Genomic DNA, 17,639 nt, shown 5'->3' on the forward strand with positions numbered 1-17,639 from the left:
TCTGTCTCCAGAGAACAGACGAGATGGACGTGACGAAATCCCGGACAGAGAGACGCTCGATACGACGCCCGACATAAGCCATGTACCAAGGAAAGACAATCGCCGCCGTCGTTCCGGCGTACAACGAGGAGGGCCTCATCGGCGAGGTCATCGACACGCTGCCGGAGTACGTCGATCAGACCTACATCGTCGACGACGGTTCGTCCGACGGGACGTGGGCGGAGATTCAAGAACACGTGGAACAGGCAAACGACCACGCAGTCGATTCCCCGTCGATGACCGACGGCGGCGTCGCGGCGGACCGCCGCGTCGTCCCGATTCAACACGAGGAGAACACCGGCGTCGGCGGTGCCATCAAGACCGGCTATAAACGCGCGCTCGACAACGAGATGGATGTGACCGTCGTCATCTCCGGCGACGGGCAGACCGAACCCGACATCGTCCAGCGCATCCTCGAACCTGTCGCGGACGGGAGGGCCGACTACTCGAAGGGGAATCGACTGCTCGATCGGGACCGTAGCGACATGCCCGCCTTCCGGCAACTGGGCAACTTCATGCTGTCGTTCCTCTCGAAGGTGGCCAGCGGCTACTGGAGCGTGATGGACCCCCAGAACGGGTCGACAGCTATCTCCCTAGAGGCGCTCGAACAGTTGGACCTCGACGAACTGTACGACGGCTATGGGTTCGTCAACGACCTACTGGTTCGCCTCAACGCGAACAATATGCGGATCGCGGACGTGGCCCGGCGCGCAGTGTACAAAGACGAGACGAGCCACATCTCGTATACGTCGTTCATCCCGCAGCTGTCCTTCCTCCTGCTCAAGGGGTTCCTCTGGCGGCTCCGCTCGAAGTACCTCGTCAAGGACTTCCACCCGCTCGCGTTCCTCTACTACCTGGGCGCGTTCGCCGTCGGCACCGGCGGTCTCTTGCTTCTGGGCCGAGCGAGTGACACGGGCGAGGGCGCGGGCGTCGGCGAGTCGCTCGTCCTCGGCGTGTTGGGGATCCTGTGCCTGGTCATGGCGATGATCTTCGACCGCGAGGAGAACCGAAACCTGCAGATTCGGGAGGACGGCCGTGACGCCTGATCTGACCGACGGCGGTGAACGCTCACCGGATGCCCGATCCGACGAGATGAACTTCTCTTTCGAGTGGTACGAGGCGTTCGTCCGCGATGTCGACGCTGCCGGCTACGAGTTTGGCCGGTACGGCGACCCGGTCGAACCCGGGACGGCGTTGTTGCGCCACGACGTGGACCTCTCGCCGGAGCGCGCCCTGCGGATGGCGAAGATCGAGGACGAACAGGACGTCCACAGCACGTACTTCTTCCTCGTCTCCTCGCCGGTGTACAACGTCCTCAACGAGGACACCCGCGAGGTGCTGGCAGCGATTCAGGACCTCGGCCACGACGTGGGGCTGCACTTCAGTACCCACCAGTACTGGTCGCCCGAGGACGTGCCCGAGACGGACGACCCCATCGCCGAGCGGGTCGCACAGGAGTGGGACATCCTCTCGACGGTCGCCGACCCAATCGAGACGGTGTCCTTCCACATCCCGCCCGACCGGGTCCTCCGCCACGAGTTCGACGGCTTCCCCAGTACGTACGAACCCCGGTTCTTCTCGGAGATTGGCTACTGCGGCGATTCGAGCCAGCGTTGGCGTTCGGACCCGCCCGAAGTCGACCAGTTCGACAGTAAGATGCAGATACTCACTCACCCCGGCCTCTGGGGCGAAGACGACGACTCCTTCGAGGCGCGGGTCCGCGAGGGCGTCGCCGAGATGCGCGAACGAACCAGCGACTACGCCGAGGGCCGATACGTCCTCCAGAAGTTCGGGTGAGCACGATTTCGTTCCCAGTTTCGTTCTACAGCGACCGTTCTGGTGCTATCATGTCCATAGACGGCGTTTAGGTGGCCGATTATAATGGGACTGCCCGATGTGGACGGGAATACGAACCAGCCGTCCGCGACCGACGGCGCTCTCACCGCATGACACGATACCGCATACCGACTCCGTAGCTACAATGAGCCCCAACACGACAGACTCTAGATGGTTCGACTTCAGGCTAGACGTCGCCGCCGCAGTCATCGGCCTGATACTCGGCCTGTTGATGGTACCGCTTCGCTTCCTCGCTTCGCAGGTGTATATCGAGACGATCCCCATCGTCCTCGCACTCGCGTGCCTGCTGTATCTGATTAGCGTCCGCGTCTCGAACACGGCTGACTTCCCGACCCTGACCCCCACTTTGACGCGATTACTCCCGTCGGTCGCGTTCCTCGGGATGGCCGCGATGGTCGTCGTTGCCGTCCATCAGTCGCGCTCGCTACTGTTTCATTATCTTGCTGTCTGGACCGGGATGGTCGTCCTCGCGCAGGTGGTATTCGCCGACGAACGTGACTACCACGTCAGCCTCCTCCTGGCACAGGTCCTCGTTTTCGGCTTGGTCGTCCGCCTCGCGGGCGCGTTCACCGCACCCGGTTACGTCGGCATCGATATCTGGACCCACGCCGGCAACTGGTCGCCTGCTATCAAGGAGGCGAACTCTCTGGCTCCGATAAACACGAAGAAGTACTACGCGTCGCCGCTATATCACCTCCTCGTCGCCGTGGGGAGCCAACTGCTCGGGGTCACGATTCGCCAGTCGCTGATTCTCACTGTCGGGATTCCCATCGCGCTGTCGACAATTCTCGTCTACGCGACGGCGAACGTCTTAGTCGAACAGCGATGGGCAGTCTTCGCTGCCGCCATCTACACACTGAGCGGCAACGTCATCGAGTGGGGCATCCACCTGATTCCGACGGGACTGGGACTGGTGTTCTACATCGCCATCATCTACGCGCTGACCCGAATCATGTCAACGTCGTATAACATCCGGGATTTCCTGCTGGTCGTCGTCTTCAGCGTCGCCGTCATCCTCACGCACCAGATTTCCTCGTTCATCATGCTGATATTCGTCGGCGCGGGGCTGGTCGCGAAGGTGCTGCTCTCGACTGGGTTGCTTCGCCCAGTGCGGACGGCGGGGCTCGGCGAGCAGGTCCGCGATACGACTAACCTCACGGGGCTGCTCGTCTTCGACCTCGGCCTGATAACGTTCATGTGGTCGCTGACGCCGTACCGGGGGTCGTCGTTCCTCGAAACCATGCTCAGTTTCTTCGCCAACACGCTACAGGAGTCGGCGGGCTTTCTCAACCTCGCGGGCGGGTCCGGCGGGAGCGCCAACAGCGCCGCGATCACCGCGGGACCGACGGTGATGGAGAAGTTCATCGGCTATCTCGACGCCATGGGCTTGCTGCTGTTGCTGTTGATAACCATCGCCGGGAGCCTCTACGTCCTGCACCGTCGGCGCACCTCGCAGGTGACGGTCGCCAGCATCATCGCCATCGTCGTGATGCTCGTGTTCATCTTCGGGTTCCCGCTGTTCGGTATCCGAACTTTCGTCCCCGGCCGCTGGCTTGCCTTTGTCACCGTCCCGATGGCCATCGTCGGCGCGATCGGCGTGGCGTACCTTGCCAGTGAGTCCCCGAAGGGAGTCGCGGTCGCCCTCCTATTGGTGTTCACGCTCGTCTATCCGCCGGTCACGATGCTCTCGAGCCAGGGGACCCTCGACGATCCCGCCTTCGACGGTGTCCAGACCCGCTACAGCTACACCGAGAACGAACTCGATGCCGTCCGGACCATCGCCAACACCACTAATACGTCACAGGAGTCGTCCGCCCCGAACGATCGACTCACGACCGACCACCCCTACGGGACGGTGTTCGAACGGGCCTGGGAGGTGAACGCGGAGCCGGTGGTCATCGACAACGGCTCGACGACGAACGAGACCGTCGTCTACCGCGAGTACGCCCAGTCCGGTGCCGAGTACTATCAGAACGGGCAGGGCAAGCCGTTCCAGCCCAAGGTGCAACAAGAGGATCTCTGTCGCGGCTACAGCGTCGTCTACGACAACGGCGACGTGGCGGTCTGTGAGCGCTCTGTGAGTTCGTAGCGACATCGGCTATCGCCGAGGGTCGCGCCAGCCGCCACGACCGTGCTTTTCGCTTCGATCGGCGTCTGCACGCGACGATTCAGACTCGTTCTCGCGTCTGGTCTTCTCACCCGACTGCACAGCAGCGGGACCGTCGGTTCGGCCCACTCGACTGCCCGGCGACCGGACTGTTGCTGCCCGTCGCCGAGCGGTCGCGCCGTCGAGACGCGAGATGACGTGCAGATAGCGCTGCAAAAACTCTCACAAAGAACGGTCGCCGCTCTCTCAGTGACTCGCGGTGGCCGGGGTCCGCGACTCGGCGACCTCTTCGTAGAGGTCGAGGAAGGCGTTCTCGACGGTGTTGGGTGCGAAGCGTTCGAGTTGTTCGGGAATCGCCGCTCGGTGGTGTTCGTAGTTAGCGACGAGGCTATCGAACCCCTCTGCCAGCGCGTTCGGGTTATCGGCTTCGAAGCGGACGCCCGCGTCGCCGACGATGTAGTCCGTGCTGCCGACGTCGGAGGCCAGTACCGGGGTGTAGGTCCCGAGCGCTTCCAGTAAGACGCGGCCGAACGGTTCGTCGAGTAGACCGGGATAGACGAACGCGTCGGCGTCCGCATAGAGCGGCGGAACATCGTCGTGGTCGACGTATCCCAGCCAGTCGATGGCGTGGTCGACGCCCAGTTGCCGTGCCAGTTTGTGCAGTCCTTCCTCGTAGCCGCCCGACCCGGCAACCCGGAGCGTGAGGTCCTCGTGGTTCGAGAGCAGGCGTGGCATCGCTCGCACGAGGCTCTCCTGTCCCTTGTTCTCTTGGAGTCGGCCGACGTGCAGGAGGGTAATCCCGTCGCTGTCGTCTAACGGCTGGTCCCACTCGGGGTGGTAGAACTCGTCGTCGTAGAAGTGCGGGACGACAGTGATGCGCTCTCGGTCGACGCCCATGTTCGCGTAGTCGTCCTTGATGTGTGGCGACAGCGCCTGGAAGGCGTCGACGTCGTGGATGGCCGTCATCGCGTCGCCGACGTAGTTGACCTTTCCGAGCGAGGAGTACACCGACCGGAGGCTGTTCTCGACGCCCTTCCGCCGGTCGATATCGGCGTGGGCGATGCAGTTGATGCATTTCGCGGTGCCGTGGCCGGTACACTTCTCGCCGTCGTAGTAGCGGAAATCGCCCTTCGGACAGGCCGGCAGGTAGGAGTTGAGCGTCGACAGCGTCGGCACGTCGAGGTCGGCGAGAATCGGGATGAACCCCGGCGAATAGGTGTGAACCATGTCATGGGAGGCCAACGCGCCCATCTCCTCGCGCATCGCGTCGAGTTTCGTCAGCAAGGGATGGGGCAGCTTCGCGAGGCCGTCGTGCAGGACGTACTCGACTCGGTCGCGGGCAGGCAGTCGCTCGGGGTTGGCCTCGGCCTGACTAGCGACGTAGACGGTCAGGTCGTGGTGGTGTGACAACTTCTGGATGAGCAACTCCGAGGTCCGCGTTGCGCCGACGGCCCCCGTACCGGGACACTCAGCGGGGATAAAGCCGACGTCGAGCGTCGGTCGATCCGGCTGGTCGTCGGAGCCGTCCGTGACGGCGGTTTCGGTCATTACTGGGTGTTCGACGTCCGGAGTCGTTATTATCTGTCTAGTAATGCCGACAGACACATAGAACGGCTTCGGTCGCCGTATCTGTCCGAGACATTTGATATCGAAATTCCATTAAGAGCGATATAATAAGGCCCTTCGGACACTACGAGTCAGACACGAATGCCATCACGAGCTGTGGAGGATCGCAGATGACAGAACACAGTGACCTCGACGTCCTGCTCATCGGCATCGACTCGGGCTGTCTTCCGGTCTTCGACCGACTCAACGACGAGGGACGTATCCCGAATCTGGCATCGATCTACGAAGACGGTGTCGCCGGGCCGCTGGAATCGCAGATTCCCCCGTGGACGCCGAGCGCGTGGCCCTCCCTGTATACCGGCGTTAACCCCGGCAAGCACGGTGCCTACAGCTTCGTCAGCTTCGACGGCTACGACTGGGAAGTGGTCAGCCGTGACCACGTCCGTGAACATAGCATCTGGGAACTTCTAGACGATCGCGGCAAATCGAGCGTCGTCCTGAACGTGCCCGTCACCGCGCCACCCGCCGAGATCGACGGGGCCATCGTCCCCGGCTTCATCGGGCCGGAGGACCCGCCGTGTCACCCTGAGGGCGTCATCGACGACATCAAAGAGGCGCTCGGCGAGTACCGTGTCTACCCCGAGTACACGCGCGGCGAGACCACGCTCTCGGACGCCGAGAAGCTCGACGAGTACCACGAACTCGTTCGACTACGTCGGAAGGCGTTTAGCTACCTCGTCGACGAGTACGAACCTGATTTCGGATTCGTCCAGTTCCAGAAGACCGACACGGTGTTCCACGAGTTCCTCGGCGACGAGGACGCCGTCAACGAGGTATACGAGACGACCGACGAGGAAGTCGGGAAACTCCTCGACGACCACGACCCCGAGACGGTCATCATCGCTAGCGACCACGGGATGGGCCCCTACGAGAAAGAGGAGTTCCGCGTCAACGAGTACCTCCGCGACGAGGGGTACGTCGAGACGGTCAAAGGCGGAAAGGGGATGCCCTCCTGGAACCCCATCCGACAGGGCCTGCGCGAGGGCGAAAACGAGTCCTCGTGGGAACCGAACATGATCGAGCGCATCGCCGCGACGGCCGCGAAGTTTGGGCTGACGGCCAATCGCGTCGGTGCCGGCTTGCGACACGTCGGGCTCGAAGAGATCGCCAAGCAGTACGCACCCAACGGCGTCGTCCGCACCGCCAACGAGCAGGTGGACTTCCGGTCCTCCGTCGCGTACATGCGTGCCCGGACGGAACTGGGCGTCCGTCTCAACGTCGAGGGCCGCGAACCGGAAGGCGTCGTCCCCGAGGCCGACTACGAGTCAGTGCGCCAGGAGATAATCGAGTCGCTCCGGGACGCTACTGCACCGGACGGCGGCCCCGTCTTCGAAACCGTCGCGCCTCGCGAAGACTACTTCGAGGGACCGTACGACGAGGGTGCTGTCGACATCGTGACGGTGCCCCGTGACTTCGACCACTTCCTCTCGGCGCAGCTGCTCGGCGACCACTTCGGCGAACCGGCCGAACCGTGGAACCACAAACTCGAAGGAATCGTCGCCGCCAAGGGCGAGGGAATCGACGAGTCGGTGTCGCTCGCCGACGCCCACCTCTTCGACATCGCGCCGACCGTTCTCGGCGCGCTGGGTGTCCCCTACAGTGACCGGATGGACGGGACGCCCCTACCCATCGTCGACGACCCCGGTTCGACCACCTACGCCGCCTACGAAGAGCGGTCACCGGCCGCCGCCACGGCTGACGACTCGACCGTCGAGGGTCGCCTCTCGGACCTGGGCTACCTCGACTGACGCGGCACTCAGACGGTTCTCGATGCCGTGAGAACGCTACGTGTTCTGCTGCTCTTTATTTGGCCCGTCTCGACGTAGTAGTGAAAGGCGACCTGTAACGCGACCAGCCCCAGTGCCGCGAACGCTGTTCTGGGGACCGCGTGACGAACGGTGGCCGAGATCGGTGGTACGACGTAGTAGAACGGACCGAAGACGAGGGCGATCGACCCGATACCCGGGAGGGTACGAACGAGCAGCGAGGACTCCACCGACGATTAATCGAGGTCGAAAAGGAGCCGTCACCGCGAGGAACACGAACGCCAGGAGCAACACGGTAATGACGAGAAGTTCTCTCGACCGATCGAACAGGGAACGAGCCTCCCTGTCCTCGTACACCTCCTCGAAGGCGAGCGTTAGCCATCGTGTCGTGATAGATGTCAGGGGGACAGAGATCAGTCTCCTGATGGAACGGCTACTCACAACCGTACTGTCGACACCCAGCAGTCCGACCAATTGTCGGCGGTATCGATTGCCGGGGAGATTACTCTGCGGTTTGCTTTATCGCGATGTCGTCGAGCTCGGCGACGAGGTCCTCGGGGAGACACGACAGTTCCCACTTGAGTCGGGACTTCAGCTCGCGCTTGCCACGATTTCGCAGTTTGTACTCGTTCGAGCGGTCGTCTTTCTTCCCCTTCTCGATGAGGCGAGCTTCGACCAGCGTGTCGAGGTTCGGATAGAGGCGACCGTGACGAATGTTCTGATCGTAGTGTTCCTGCAGCTCGTCTTTGATCTCCAGTCCGTGTGGCTTGTTCAGCTTCGCTATCACGTACAGGATATCCCTCTGAAATCCTGTCAGGTCGTGCATTGACATCTCGTCTGTTTCGTCGTTCCCGACGGCTATATACCCCGTTTACCGTTCGATTTTTTTGATATTGATTAAGAACGGATAGCGTTGTCAAGGCGTTGGTGGGATAGAATGTAACGATTAGCGATTCGTCCGATTTGTCCGACAGATACCGAGTGAACGCCCGTTGCTCACGAACTGTTGAACAGGGGCCAGCAATTGTTCTGTTGCGGGCTTAAGCGGATGGTAAGGCGGCAACAGTGCCGATCTTCGGCTATTCCGGGATGGAAACGTCGGCCGTGCCCACGTCCGCACTCTCTATCTCGCCATCCTTTCGGACGAGCGTGAAGTGGATGGTCGTCCCCTCGCCAGGCGTGCTGTTGAGCCAGATCCGTCCCCCGTGGCTCTGGACGATTTTCCGACAGAGTGCCAGCCCGATGCCCGTCGAGTCGTCCCTGCCGGTCGTATAGAAGAGGTCGAACGCCTGGTCCTGCTTGTTCGGGTCGATCCCCATGCCGTTGTCCGTGACGGTTATCTCACACTGGTCCGGTTCGAGGGAGACACCGATCTCGATACGCGGGGGGTCGTCGCCGGCGTATTTGATGGCGTTGCTGATGAGGTTCTGAAACAGTTGTTCGAGTCGGTGTTCGTTGCCCTGGACGACGGGCAACTCCGCGACGGTCAACTCGGCGTCCGCCTCTTCGAGTCTGACCTCGAGGTCGGTCCGCACGTCGTCGAGCACGTCGTTCAAATCCACGAGCGTCAGCTCGTCGTTGTCGCGGCCGACCCGGGAGTACTTGAGCAGGTCGTTGATGAACCGACGCATCCGCTGGGCTCCCTCGACGGCGTAGCCGATGAAATCCTGCGCGTCCTCGTCGAGTTCGTCGCCGTACCGCCGTTCGAGCAGCCCGAGGTAGTTAGACACCATCCGGAGCGGCTCGCGCAGGTCGTGTGAGGCGACGTACGCGAACTGTTCGAGTTCGGCGTTCGAACGCTTGAGTTCGGTGACGGCAGTGTCCAGTTCGGACTGCCGACGCTCCAGTTCGTCCTGGTGTTGTTTGAGCTTGGTGACGTCCTTGAATATCAACACCAGTGCCGACTCGTCGGAGATGTCCAGGGGTTTCCCGTTGACGAGGAGCCAGTGTCTAGGTTTGTCGGCGTGGTCCGGATCGGGGTCGTAACCCACCACCGACGGGCCGGTCGAGAGTATCTGCTGGAAGTGAAACTCCATCGAGGAGACCGGTTGGCCCGATTCGTCGTAGATGCGGCCCGACAACTGATCGGTGACGCGGGCGCACCCTGTCTCGGAACTGAACTGTAAGATCTCCTCAGCGTGTCGGTTGACGCGTGTGATTCGCCCGTCGACGACGATGGCAATCCCCACTGGACTCGTCTCGACGACCTGCTGTGAGAGGTTCGACCAGCGGTCGATCGACGTCCACTCGTCGACCGCCCGCAGCCCGTCGTCCCACCGCTCTTCGGTCGCGTCTTCGAGTGCACCGCTGTCCGCGAGCGCGGCCCGAACCGTCTCCTGCCGAAGCGCCACCGGGTCTGCGTCCGTGAGTCGCTCGTCGTACCTGCCGCCCTCGGGGTCCAGCTCGGCGTCCCCGTGTTGGAACAGAAGCACTGGCAGGTCACTTCGACTCTCCTCGACCGTGGCGAGAAACGAGGCGACGTCGAGTTCCGGGAGTCGCGTATCGACGACCAGACAGTCGACGACATCCGTTCCGAGTCGGTCAAGTGCGGCGTCGGTCGACTCGGTGACGGTGCCGACGACCGCGATGTCGTCGATCGTCGGGAGAAACGAGCCCAACGCTTCGACCGCCGGCCCGAGATAGAGAACTCCCACCTGTCCAGTCATCGTTTACCGAACGGGACCTGTCAGGTCCGAAATCTCCGGGATGTTCGCCGCGTTCGACCCTGCGCTTTGTCCGGAATCAGCCATGGCTGGTAAAGGAAACGAAGGCGCGAGTAAAATGGTTTTGTACGGTTAGACGACCAGTCTCACTCTACTTACCTCGGGGTAAACGGGGGTACCAACCAGTCGGTTCGCTGAGCTATATGTGGCGTTGTGGCCTTCGAACGAACAGAGGGAGCAAAGATGACTGAAACCCCATCCACCGCCGAGATTTCCGAGGTGAATCGTCGATGAAACTACCGATCGATCAGCGCGTCGCCGTCGCCCGCGAACTACTCTGTGGCTGGTCAGAGAACGAATACGATGGACTGTCCGCCGAGTGCAAGGTAAATCTCCAGGAGGCAATCGATTTCCTGCAATACTACGAGCAGGCACGTGACGAAGATGAGGTAAAAAAATGAGCCACGGCCAATCTTTCGACGAGGAAAACGTCGATGCGGACGATTGGCCGGACTTCGAACTGGCCCCCACGTACAACCCAAAGTTCCTCCCCGCGTCGGTCACCGTCGAAACCGACGAAGTGGTGCTCTACGACCCCGAGGACTGTGACGGCGGCAGCGATCGATGGATCTCCGCCGACCGCGATTCGCACGTCTCTCTCTCGGACTCCCAATAGCCGGATTCTCACCGCTGTAACGCCCCGCGACGCCTCGTACGGGCTGTCTCGTTGCGCCGTTCGACGGCCGTCCGCCTGCACCGCTCCTCAGTTCCCACGAGTGTCGACGCCGACCAGCGCCGTACCGCCCGAATACGGGCTTTAACAACCCGATAATAATGTGTGTACGGCTCGCTTCTTCGGATGGAGTGGGCTCGGCTCATGGAGCCTATATTCGTGGCGTGACTGCCACAGCGGACCGGTCGCGGCCTCGACGCCGCGTCGGTTCGTTCCGAAATCCAACCCCACCCCACCACCCCCAACCCCACCCCCACCTTACTGTGACAGCAGTCCCTAACTGACTGCCACGAATCGCGGCTCACTCCGACTGGCTGTCTTCCTGTAGCTCACACTCTCTCATTTGTCAGAGTGAGCCCCGCCCGACGACCACTATCGTTCAGGCATCCGACCCTTCGAGGCGTTCGATCATTTCGGTGCATATCGTGGACTCCGAAGTCCTCTTTTCGCGTGATTTCGCCCTTCTAACTGTCCGCATATCGCCCAACTATATCGAAACAACCGATACAAATATGTCGCTGCCGGGTTCCAAATAGCCGCTAATGAGCAGCCAAACGCCGGAGCGGATTTCGACGGGAATCTCGGGACTCGACGAGGTGCTCCACGGCGGTTTAATAGCGAACCGTAGCTATCTGGTCCGCGGTGAACCGGGGACGGGGAAGACGATTCTCGGGACTCACTTTCTCAAAGCGGGAGCCGACCAGGGCGAGACGGTGCTGTACGTCAACTTAGAGGAGACGACCGAGGACATAAAGACGAACGCCGCGACGCTCGGCATCGACCTCGACGACGTGGAGTTCCTCGATCTGAGTCCGGACTCGGAGATGTTCGCTCGCAACCAATCCTACGACATCTTCGCGCCCAGCGAGGTCGAGCAGTCCTCGCTGACTGACGCCGTGACCGAACGCGTCGAGGACGTAGAACCAGACAGGGTGTTCATCGACCCCATCACGCGACTCCGATACCTCACGCCCGACGACCATCAGTTCCGCCAGCAGGTCATCTCCTTCATGCAGTATCTCCGCGAGGCCGGTGCGACCGTCGTCTTCACCTCCCAGAACACGAAGTCGATCCCCGACGACGACCTCCAGTTCATGAGCGACGGGACGATAAAGATCGAACTCGGCGAGTTCGGACGCACTGTCGTCGTCCCCAAGTTCCGCGGGTCCCAGATCCGGGGTGGAACACACGCGATGCGGATCCGCGACGATGACGTTTCGGTGTTTCCGGAACTCCAACCGAGCAGTTACGACCGGGAGTTCGTCGCCGAGTCCATCCCCTCCGGCGTTCCGGAGATGGACGAGCTGCTCCACGGCGGCATCGAACGCGGCACTATCACCGTCATCAGCGGCCCGACTGGCGTCGGCAAGACCACGACGGGAACCCAGTTCATGAAGGAAGCCGCCGGCCGGGGCGAACGCTCGGTCGTCTACATGTTCGAGGAGACGAAGGGGACGTTTCTCCAGCGGAGCGAGTCTATCAACATGCCGGTCCGTGAGATGCTCGAACAGGACTCGCTGAACGTCCACGAGATCGAGGCGCTCAACTTCTCGCCCGAGGAGTTCGCCCACCTGGTCCGCGAGGACGTCGAAGAGCACGACACCCGCATCGTGATGATCGACGGGATCGACGGATACAGACTCTCTCTGCGGGGCGAGGAGACTAACCTCGTTCGTAAACTCCACACGCTCTGTCGTTACCTCAAGAACATGGGTGTCACCGTCATCCTCGTCGAGGAGACGGAAGCAGTGACCGGCCGGTTCACCGCCACCGAAGCGGGTATCAGCTATCTCGCGGACAACATCATCTTCCTCCAGCACCTCGAACTTGAGGGGCGGATGCGAAAGGCCATCGGCGTCCTGAAAAAGCGGACCAGCGACTTCGAGCGCACCCTCCGAGAGTTCCGTATCACCGAGAACGGCATCGAGGTCGGCGAATCACTCACCGACCTCCGGGGTATCCTCAGCGACACACCGACGACCCGTGTGCCAGCCGAGGAGCGAGAGGACTGATGGGTGTTGCGTTGGTCTTGGCCCTCCGAAGAAGCGACGAAACCTCGACATCGACGGGTTCACTCGCGACATCTGGGAGCGCTCGGAGCGTCTTCATGACGCGGGAATTCCGGTGTTGGTCCTGACGATGTCGGCCCCTTCGGACATCCGTGAAGAAGCCATGCAACACGGCGCACAGCGTATCCTCGAAAAACCGATCGAGAAGGCGACGCTCCGGGCGACGGTCCAGACCCTCGCGAACTAGGCCCGCGGCAGTCGAACGCGGAAGACGCTCCCCGTCGAGTCGTTATCGACGATGTCGACCGAGCCGCCGTAGCGGTCGACCTTTGGGGGAGGTGGATCTGTGACTTCGGTCGGCCATACAGGGGAAGGGCCCGAAGCGACAAACGTCCGGTGTCGTGGGTCGGTATACAACGGACGAGAAAATCATCGTGCGCTCGGTCGAGCAGGTATTTCGTCGCCGCTCGCGTTTCCGTCGTCTCTGCGCCGGACTTACAGCAGCGACCCGTCGTCAGTTCCGCTCTCGGTAGATGTCTGGTTCGGCTCGTTCGGTCCGTCAGTTTCCGTCTGGGTTTGGGTTTGGGTCTGGGTTTCCGTTTGCGTCTGCGTCTGAGTTTGCGTCTGGGTTTCCGTTTGTGTCTGCGTCTGAGTTTGCGTTTCCGTTTGCGTCTGCGTTTGGGTCTGCGTCTGCGTTTCCGTTTCAGTGGCCGTCTGGTTCTGTTCGTTCGGCTGGTTCAAGCTGTCGTTATCCGAGTCGTCGTTGTCCGGCTCGTTCGGCTGGTTCACGTCGCCGTCATCCGAATCGTCGTTTGAGTCATTCGCTTCGGTCGTGGACTGTTCGGACGTCTCGGTCGGCCCCGAGAGCAACGGTTCGTCGGTCCCCGTCGTCGGCTCCTGGGTGTCCGTCTCGGGGGCTTGCGTCGCCGTCGCTGGGTCGGTCGGCTCCGCCGAATCGGTCGACGCTGCCGGGGTTGCAGTCGACGGCGCTTGCGTGGCCGTCGGATCGGCAGGCTGTGTGGCCCCGTCGTCCGGCGTCCCGCCGATATCGGCATTTATCGACCCGACACCGACTGTCAGCACCAACCCACCGACGAACAGCAGGAACCCGAAGCCGAACAGGACTTTCTGGATCATGTCACCGCCCCCTCGTCACGCGGCACTCTCGGTATGCGCTGGCGATGGTGACGGCGTGGTGAATCGACCTGCAGCGATCTCATAGATTCTGCTATGTCTTCGTCGGTAATTATTATCGAGCCGCTAAGTCGGCGAAGCCGGGAGAACGGAATCGGTACAGTGTGTTTTCGGCGGTTTTCCGATTTGCGTCCGCTCGCCGGGGGCCACCACGAGCGGGCTTGTGCGATGCGTAACTAAGGGGGTCGACGTCAAAGGGTACGTAACTGCTACATGTCTCGCCCGTCGATCGCACGGTGGACGAACGATGACGCCCCGGCGAGTCGTCGAGAGTGGTCGTTGACCGTCGCCGGCGACACAACGTTCACCGATGCGACACAGCCGACCGTCGGCGAGGACCTCCGGGCCGTCCTCGCCGACGCTGACCTCTCCGTAACGAACCTCGAAGCGCCGATCGCTGGCCGCGGATCGCCGATCTCGAAGTCCGGCCCGGTCAACGAAGCCGTCGCCGAGACGCCCGAATTCGTCCGCGAGATGGGTTTCGACGCCGTCACGCTCGCCAACAACCACCTGATGGATATGGGCCCTGACGGGCTCGAACACACCGTCGAGCGATGCCAGGCGGAAGGGCTCGAAACCTGTGGCGTCGGCGAATCGCCGACCGACGCGCTCGACCCGCTTCGAACCGATGTCGCGGGGCAGTCGGTCGCGCTCGTCAACGTCTGCGAGCGCGAGTTCGGGGCCGCCGACCGTGGCGGTCCGGGGACGGCGTGGGTCGGCCACGACGACGCGACCAGAGTGGTCAGAGCGGCCGAGGAGACGGCAGATGTCGTCGTCGTAATCGCTCACGGTGGCATCGAGTACTTGCCGTTCCCGCCGCTGGGACACCAGCGCCGTCTCCGTTCGTTCGCCCGTACAGGTGCCGACCTCGTCGTCGGTCACCACCCGCACGTCCCACAGGGCTGGGAACGCTACGAGGGAACCCCGATCTGCTACAGCCTGGGGAACTTCCGGTACGACATCCCCGGCCGGACGAAAACCGAGTGGGGGCTGCTCGTCGACGCGACGTTCGCGGGCGAGACCCTCGCCTCCGTGGACCTGCGACCGGTCGAGCGCCGCGACGACGCCGTGGCGTTCATGGGCGAGCGATGGGCAGTCGATGACCACCGTCCCTACTTCGAGCGCGTCTCGGAGATTACGGCCGATAGAGACGCCCTGCAGGCGCATTGGCAGGAGCTTTCGGTCCGGATCTTCGAGCAGCGCTACGGGCGATGGCTGCGTATCGGCACCGGGAGCGACCTCCTCTCGCTCATCCGCCACCCGCTTCAGTATCTGTACGGAGAGCGCCTCTGGAGCGGTGACGATCGCGAGCGAGAGCTGTTGACACTGTTGAACCTGGTCCGCAACGAGTCCCATCGCGACCTCATCGAGACGGCCATGAGCGCCAAGACCGACGATCGGCCGGACCTCCGAACTCCCGAGGTCCGTGAGACGGTTCGAGAGCTGTTAGCACAGACCGAGGACAAAACGGTATACGACCGTCCCTCGCCAGCGGCACAACTTTTCAGTGCCGCCTCCACGCGACTGCGTGAGTCAGTCACGCGAACCGGCAAACGGCTCCATCCGCGCTCCGTCTCCGACCGCCTGTGAATGGATGACAGACCATAACAGGTCTCTAAGCGCTCGATTAGCGGCCTCATATATAGGGGGAGATGGGGAGACTACTAGAACGAAATGAGTGATGACTCCACTGAGCGGTCACAGACCGTGACACGGCGACGCATGCTCGCAGCGCTCTCGTCTGTGGGCGCTGCCGGTATCGCCGGCTGTGACGGGCTCAGTTCCTCGCCGGAGACACCCGAGAACGGTACTGCCCCCGCAACCGATTCGGCCGCCACCGGCACCGAGACGGGCACCGACGCCCAGAGCAAAGCAGTATACAGCGGTGAGACGATTCCGCCCACCTCCTACGACGACCTCGCGAGCCAAGCGCCGACCACGGCCGCGCCCGCGGGCGAGGTAACGAACCCAGTCCTGACAGCCGACGACGTCACCGACTTCGGTCGTGCCGACTACGTCGCGGACCCCTACATGTTCCGCGAGGAGGGGAACTGGCACCTCTTCTTCGAAGTGGTCAACAAGAACCGCTCGCCCGACGCGGCTATCGGCCACGCCAGTAGTAAGGACGGCTTGGACTGGCAGTACACCGGAATCGTCTTAGAGAAGAGCAACCACACGTCCTATCCGTTCATCTGGAAGTGGCAGGGCGAGTACTACATGCTTCCGCCGACGGGCAAGTCCGTCGAACTCTGGCACGCGAAGGACTTCCCGACGGGGTGGGAGCGGAAAGGGACCCTCATCGAGAAGGAGTACTTCACGCACGACCCGGTAATATTCCGCTACAACGACCGCTGGTGGCTGTTCACCTCCCGCGAGAACAAGGACGTGATGGCGTTCCATTCGAAGGAACTCACCGCCTCGACGGACGCCTGGACGCCCCACGCCGCCAACCCGGTCGTCGAGGACCGACAGTGGGCTGCCCGACAGGGCGGTCGCCCGGTCGTCATCAACGATACTCCCCACCTGTTCTTACAGGACGTCGAGTACGAGTACGGTGACAAGATCCGCGCGTTCACGGTGAACGAACTGACCACAGACGCCTACAGTGACAAAGAGGCCGCTCACTCCCCGGTCGTCACTGGCTTCGGGAGCGGGTGGAACGCCATCAAGATGCACCACTACGACCCGTGGGCACTCGGTAACGACAACGGCTGGCGCTGTGCAGTCGACGGCGCGTTCGACGACTCCGGCGACGGCGTCGAGTGGAGCATCGGCATCTTCGACGCGCCGAACCTCCCGAAGCCAAACAAGCAGTCGATCCCCTACGACCCGAAGAAGACGAGCGGCTACTTCCGCCTCGACGGGAAATCGACCGTGGCCGTCGACGACTCCGGTAATCAGAACCACGGGATGGTCCGCGGCGCGAAGCCGACCGACGTGGGGAACTGCAAGGGCCGGCGCTTCGAGAAAGAACGCGACCGCGTCGTCTTCCCGACGCAGTTCGACGGCCTCGACTCGGACGCGTTCACGCTGTTCTTCCGCGGCAAACTTCGCTCGACAAAGGAACCGCAGGCGCTGTTCGACTACACTTCCCGGCACATCAAGCGCCGACTCGCAGTTCGGTTCGACCCCGGGGCGAACGGCTGGAAGTTCGATTTCACCGGGACCGACGGGCAGACCCGGCCGGGCGTCGAAGCCTCCGTTTCGACCGACAAGCCGTTCCAGCTCGCGGTGGCCTACAAGCAAGGCGACGGCTATCGCATCTTCCAAGACGGGAAAGAACTCACGCAGGCCCGCGACGTGGGTGGCATGTTCCACGAGGTCTGTCTCCCCGTGTTGGGATCGACGCTCCCCGGACAGTACCCCTGGAAGGGTGATATCTCGCACTTCGGCGTCTTCGACGAGGCGCTCACCGAGAAGGACCTCTCTTCGTTCACCTCGTCAGTCTGTTCCTCGCAGTAAGCCGTTCGTCGTACCACCGGAATCGATTGCCGAAACCTACGTCACGTCTCGATCCGATTCGCGGTCAGAAACCGCACGAAAAAACCTAGTACCACCTATTTTCCGAGATAGCGCTATCTGAGGACGCCCCCACGGATTACCGAATTAGTCAGCGAAAAACGTGGCGTCGCCGTAGCGTCGACA

The 17,639-nt window shown here is 62.2% G+C and carries 14 protein-coding genes; 9 read left to right on the forward strand and 5 right to left on the reverse strand.

Translation table 11 applies throughout. The features are described from left to right. The first annotated feature begins 80 nt into the window (after nt 1–80). The 3 genes from E4S61_RS09250 (at nt 81) to E4S61_RS09260 (ending at nt 3,985) form a co-directional block, all read left to right on the forward strand. Nucleotides 81–1,085, forward strand: coding sequence for a glycosyltransferase family 2 protein (locus tag E4S61_RS09250; RefSeq protein ID WP_135303652.1), 1,005 nt, complete (start codon nt 81–83; stop codon nt 1,083–1,085). After that, complete coding sequence (locus E4S61_RS09255) at nt 1,075–1,836, forward strand: polysaccharide deacetylase family protein (RefSeq protein WP_135303653.1); 762 nt, start codon at nt 1,075–1,077, stop codon at nt 1,834–1,836. Before E4S61_RS09250 ends, E4S61_RS09255 begins: the two co-directional genes overlap by 11 nt. Before the next feature lie 184 nt (nt 1,837–2,020). Further along, nucleotides 2,021–3,985 carry a glycosyltransferase family protein gene (locus E4S61_RS09260; RefSeq protein WP_167768456.1) on the forward strand — a complete coding sequence of 655 codons (1,965 nt, stop codon included), beginning with the start codon at nt 2,021–2,023 and terminating at the stop codon, nt 3,983–3,985. A gap of 264 nt (nt 3,986–4,249) precedes the next feature. On the opposite strand, the gene E4S61_RS09265 is transcribed toward E4S61_RS09260, so the two are convergent. After that, nucleotides 4,250–5,551, reverse strand: coding sequence for a glycosyltransferase family 4 protein (locus E4S61_RS09265; RefSeq protein ID WP_135303655.1), 1,302 nt, complete (start codon nt 5,549–5,551; stop codon nt 4,250–4,252). A 188-nt stretch (nt 5,552–5,739) separates the two neighbouring features. Between E4S61_RS09265 and E4S61_RS09270 the strand changes: the two genes are divergently transcribed. After that, nucleotides 5,740–7,377 (forward strand): alkaline phosphatase family protein, encoded by a 1,638-nt coding sequence (locus E4S61_RS09270; RefSeq protein WP_135303656.1) that lies wholly within the window; start codon nt 5,740–5,742, stop codon nt 7,375–7,377. A gap of 8 nt (nt 7,378–7,385) precedes the next feature. Here the strand turns inward: E4S61_RS09270 and E4S61_RS09275 are convergent, their stop codons facing one another. The 3 genes from E4S61_RS09275 to E4S61_RS09285 all read right to left on the reverse strand — a co-directional run bounded on the left by E4S61_RS09275 (nt 7,386) and on the right by E4S61_RS09285 (nt 10,061). Beyond that, nucleotides 7,386–7,625: a hypothetical protein gene (locus tag E4S61_RS09275; protein ID WP_135303657.1), complete on the reverse strand. Its 240-nt coding sequence runs from the start codon at nt 7,623–7,625 to the stop codon at nt 7,386–7,388. 272 nt (nt 7,626–7,897) lie between these two features. After that, complete coding sequence (locus tag E4S61_RS09280) at nt 7,898–8,221, reverse strand: helix-turn-helix transcriptional regulator (RefSeq protein ID WP_135303658.1); 324 nt, start codon at nt 8,219–8,221, stop codon at nt 7,898–7,900. Between the two features lie 253 nt (nt 8,222–8,474). Beyond that, complete coding sequence (locus E4S61_RS09285; protein ID WP_135303659.1) at nt 8,475–10,061, reverse strand: sensor histidine kinase; 1,587 nt, start codon at nt 10,059–10,061, stop codon at nt 8,475–8,477. A 287-nt stretch (nt 10,062–10,348) separates the two neighbouring features. Between E4S61_RS09285 and E4S61_RS25350 the strand changes: the two genes are divergently transcribed. The 3 genes from E4S61_RS25350 (at nt 10,349) to E4S61_RS09295 (ending at nt 12,803) form a co-directional block, all read left to right on the forward strand. After that, complete coding sequence (locus tag E4S61_RS25350) at nt 10,349–10,519, forward strand: hypothetical protein (RefSeq protein WP_167768457.1); 171 nt, start codon at nt 10,349–10,351, stop codon at nt 10,517–10,519. Continuing rightward, nucleotides 10,516–10,734 (forward strand): hypothetical protein, encoded by a 219-nt coding sequence (locus tag E4S61_RS09290; RefSeq protein WP_135303660.1) that lies wholly within the window; start codon nt 10,516–10,518, stop codon nt 10,732–10,734. The genes E4S61_RS25350 and E4S61_RS09290 overlap by 4 nt, the downstream gene beginning before the upstream one ends. A 599-nt stretch (nt 10,735–11,333) precedes the next feature. Next, nucleotides 11,334–12,803, forward strand: coding sequence for an ATPase domain-containing protein (locus tag E4S61_RS09295; RefSeq protein WP_135303661.1), 1,470 nt, complete (start codon nt 11,334–11,336; stop codon nt 12,801–12,803). 492 nt (nt 12,804–13,295) lie between these two features. Here E4S61_RS09295 and E4S61_RS25830 read toward each other — a convergent pair whose 3' ends face one another. Beyond that, nucleotides 13,296–13,937, reverse strand: coding sequence for a hypothetical protein (locus E4S61_RS25830; RefSeq protein WP_209309469.1), 642 nt, complete (start codon nt 13,935–13,937; stop codon nt 13,296–13,298). Between the two features lie 270 nt (nt 13,938–14,207). Here E4S61_RS25830 and E4S61_RS09310 point away from each other — a divergent pair, with 270 nt between their 5' ends. Continuing rightward, entirely contained in the window at nt 14,208–15,584 is a 1,377-nt protein-coding gene (locus E4S61_RS09310) for a CapA family protein (protein ID WP_135303663.1), read from the forward strand. An 84-nt stretch (nt 15,585–15,668) separates the two neighbouring features. Next, complete coding sequence (locus tag E4S61_RS09315; protein WP_135303664.1) at nt 15,669–17,456, forward strand: glucosamine inositolphosphorylceramide transferase family protein; 1,788 nt, start codon at nt 15,669–15,671, stop codon at nt 17,454–17,456. Nucleotides 17,457–17,639 lie beyond the last annotated feature (183 nt).

Source organism: Haloarcula amylovorans, from assembly GCF_004681185.1.
In the GTDB taxonomy this organism is placed as follows: domain Archaea; phylum Halobacteriota; class Halobacteria; order Halobacteriales; family Haloarculaceae; genus Haloarcula; species Haloarcula amylovorans.

Excerpts from the sequence above, each read along its gene's own strand:
- E4S61_RS09250 (WP_135303652.1), top strand. The coding sequence starts at position 81 with ATGTACCAAGGAAAGACAATCGCCGCCGTCGTTCCGGCGTACAACGAG.
- E4S61_RS09260 (WP_167768456.1), top strand. The coding sequence starts at position 2,021 with ATGAGCCCCAACACGACAGACTCTAGATGGTTCGACTTCAGGCTAGAC.
- E4S61_RS09265 (WP_135303655.1), bottom strand. The coding sequence starts at position 5,551 with ATGACCGAAACCGCCGTCACGGACGGCTCCGACGACCAGCCGGATCGA.
- E4S61_RS09270 (WP_135303656.1), top strand. The coding sequence starts at position 5,740 with ATGACAGAACACAGTGACCTCGACGTCCTGCTCATCGGCATCGACTCG.
- E4S61_RS09280 (WP_135303658.1), bottom strand. The coding sequence starts at position 8,221 with ATGCACGACCTGACAGGATTTCAGAGGGATATCCTGTACGTGATAGCG.
- E4S61_RS09285 (WP_135303659.1), bottom strand. The coding sequence starts at position 10,061 with ATGACTGGACAGGTGGGAGTTCTCTATCTCGGGCCGGCGGTCGAAGCG.
- E4S61_RS25350 (WP_167768457.1), top strand. The coding sequence starts at position 10,349 with ATGAAACTACCGATCGATCAGCGCGTCGCCGTCGCCCGCGAACTACTC.
- E4S61_RS09290 (WP_135303660.1), top strand. The coding sequence starts at position 10,516 with ATGAGCCACGGCCAATCTTTCGACGAGGAAAACGTCGATGCGGACGAT.
- E4S61_RS09295 (WP_135303661.1), top strand. The coding sequence starts at position 11,334 with ATGAGCAGCCAAACGCCGGAGCGGATTTCGACGGGAATCTCGGGACTC.
- E4S61_RS25830 (WP_209309469.1), bottom strand. The coding sequence starts at position 13,937 with ATGATCCAGAAAGTCCTGTTCGGCTTCGGGTTCCTGCTGTTCGTCGGT.
- E4S61_RS09310 (WP_135303663.1), top strand. The coding sequence starts at position 14,208 with ATGTCTCGCCCGTCGATCGCACGGTGGACGAACGATGACGCCCCGGCG.
- E4S61_RS09315 (WP_135303664.1), top strand. The coding sequence starts at position 15,669 with ATGAGTGATGACTCCACTGAGCGGTCACAGACCGTGACACGGCGACGC.